This window comes from uncultured Campylobacter sp. (genome assembly GCF_938031315.1).
GTDB lineage: Bacteria > Campylobacterota > Campylobacteria > Campylobacterales > Campylobacteraceae > Campylobacter_B.
The window spans coordinates 1-2829 of sequence record NZ_CALHHT010000428.1; the positions used below are offsets into that span (position 1 = coordinate 1).

General features: G+C 55.1%; 2 protein-coding genes. Both read right to left on the minus strand.

Going from position 1 to position 2829, the window contains the following annotated elements; translation table 11 throughout:
- Positions 1 to 216 (minus strand): hypothetical protein (locus Q0236_RS10710; protein ID WP_297917700.1); only part of this gene is annotated, 216 nt, incomplete at its 3' end.
- Positions 203 to 2053, minus strand: coding sequence for an ATP-binding cassette domain-containing protein (locus tag Q0236_RS10715; RefSeq protein WP_297917703.1), 1851 nt, complete (start codon positions 2051 to 2053; stop codon positions 203 to 205). The genes Q0236_RS10710 and Q0236_RS10715, both read right to left, overlap by 14 nt.
- Positions 2054 to 2829: the final 776 nt, after the last annotated feature.

Consider the following 2829-nt stretch of genomic DNA (forward strand, 5'->3'; position numbering starts at 1 on the left):
TACCTGGTTTAAAATATCGCTGCCGCTTAGAATTTCACCGACATTCAAAGCCCGGTCGCTCAAAATTCCGCCGCCGTTTAAAATTTCATCGCCCCGCAAGACCCTTGCGCCGCTTAAAATTTTATCGCGCGGGCGCACCGGTTTTCGCCCCGCCCGCATAAAATTTGGATCAAAAATCCTAGCCGCTCGCGCAAAATTCAGATCAAAAGCCCTCATCGCCCGCCTCGCTTCTAAATTTTTGCACCTCGTTTATGAAGGCCTGCTGCACGCTAAGCCGCCGCCCGTGCTGCACGCAGACTTCATCCGGGCTGCCCAGCGCTAGGATTTTGCCGCGATCTTGGATCAAAAACCGATCGCAATACTCCGCCTCCTCCATAAAATGCGTCGTCACGACCACGCTCACGCCGGTGCGCGCCAGCGCGTTTATGCGGTTCCAAAAGAGCCTGCGCGAGAGCGGATCGGCGCCGCTGGTGGCCTCGTCGAGAAACAAAATCTCGGGGCGGTGGATGAGCGCGCACGCCATGCTGAGGTTGCGCCCCGCGCCAAAGGGCAGGTTCTGCCACGTCTCGTTTCGCAGCCGCTGCAAGCCAAACTCGCTCAAAAGCTCCTCTATACGCCGCTTTAGCGCTACTCCGCCGATGCCGTAGCTGCGGCCGAAATACTCTAAATTTTGATAGCAGCTTAGCTTTTTATAAAGCGAAAATTTCTGCGAGACGTAGCCGATGCGCGATCTGATCGATGATTTGGCGTGGCGCAGATCCTCACCCATGACCGAGATCTCGCCCCCGCTCATCCCCAAAAGCGCGCAGATCATACGAAAGGTCGTCGTCTTGCCCGCGCCGTTTGGACCCAGAAGGCCGAAAATCTCGCCCTTTTTGACCTCGAAGCTCGTATTTTCCACGGCGGTGAATGAGCCGAATTTTTTACTCACGTCGCGCACTTTGATGACGGTTTGCGCCGCATCGAAGCTCCTTTTTTCGTAGCCGAAGTTTGCCGCGCCGATCTCTGCTTTATTTAAAAAAATATACGCATCCTCTAGGCTCACCTCGCGCGGGCTAAGTTTAAATTTAGCGCTTCCGTTTTCGTTAAATTTAACGCCCTCGTTTCCGTTTGAAATTTTAAAATTTTCGTCACTCCCGTTTTCGCGCTCTGTATTTTCGCCGTCACCCTCTAGGCTCGCGTTTAAAAACCCCTGCAGATCGCGCAGGCTTATCGGCTCATCGCTTAGCAGATCGACGCTGCCGTCTCTGGGGCAGATGTCGATGAGCGGGGAGTTTTTTAAAAATCTTTGCGTCTTAAACATCAAGCGGCGCGCCAGGCGCTGATAATCCTCGCCGTCAATGCGAAAGGTATGCTCCCGCAGCGCCGCGGTGATCTTTACGGCGCGCTCCTGCGCTATGATCTTGCCGCCGAGCAAAATCAGCGTCAGATCGGCATCCGCCGCCTCGTCGAAATACGCCGTCGAAAATATGCATTTCGCGCCGCTTTGATCCAGATACTCGCGCACGATCGCCCACAGCTCGCTGCGCGAGAGCGGATCGACGCCGACGGTGGGCTCATCGAGCACCAAAAGCCGCGGACGAGCCGCAATCGCGCACGCAACGCCGAGCTTTTGTTTCATCCCGCCGGAGAGCGAATCCACGGCGTAATCTTTAAATTTCAAAAGCCCCACGCGGCGCAAAAGCCCGCGCAGATACTCCTCGCCGTCTTTTAGATCGAGCCCTTTTAGGCCTGCGAAGATGTTTAAATTTTGCCAGACGCTAAGCTCCTCGTAAAGCCCCAGGCTCTGCGACATGTAGCCGTTTGCGCGGACGAATTCTTTATTTTCGCCGCTAGGGGTGAAGCCAGCAAATTTTATCTCGCCACAATCGGGCGCGATGATGCCGCAGATGAGCTTTAAAAGCGTGGATTTGCCCGCGCCGTCGGGGCCCGTGAGGCTGATGAACCGCGGCGAGGCGCCAATTCGCAGATCAAAATTTTCAAAAACGACGTTTTTGCTGCGATCCTCTCGCAGGTAAAATTTCTTTAAATTTACGATATTTAGTAGATCCAAGCTTAGCTCCAAATTTTATTGCTCGTCGTCGCTTGGCGCGACGAACGAGACCTATGCACGCCGAAAAGGCGCTCTTTATCGCGACGCCTTGCTTCTGCAGCCGCAAAGACGTCGTGGTTTTGCGACCGCTACGGCGTCTTAGTTTTGTGACAGCCGCGGCATCTCGGTTTTACAACTGCCGCGCGCTTTAAATTTCGCGACGCACGTTGAACAATTTCGCCCAAACCTCGCATAAATTCGACGTAACTTACCGCAAGCGCGCGAAACTAAGCCCTATCGCGTCTAGGCGCCCTGCAATCGCCCGCTCGAATTTTGCGTGCCCGCACGATCGGCGTTGCTTACGGCTCGCGCCGAATATTCCACGCGCCGCCCGATCCGTCTTGAGCGCGTGCATATCGCATCGGCTAGCCGCGCCGCTAACGATGCGCACACAACACGCATGAACGGGGCGGTCTCCAAAACATGAAGCGGCCCGTGAGTATCCGCGATAAATTCGCTTCAAAACGCAAACGAAAGCGGAGTTTTCAGACGCCCGGCGAGCTGTGAGCGCCGAGCTCTATCTTCGCTGCGCCTCTTTCGGTGAGATTTTGCCGCCGCCCGCCTTTCGGGGTGAAATTTCACCGCCGCGCACAATCGGTATTTTATCGCTCCGTTCGTTTTGTAGTGAAATTTTACCGCCGTCCGCAGTCAGCACTCAATCATCGTTCGTTACAGCCTGCTAGAAACAAAGCTCGCTGCCGCTCTACTGCCTAGCTCTCACCTCGCCGTCGCCGAGC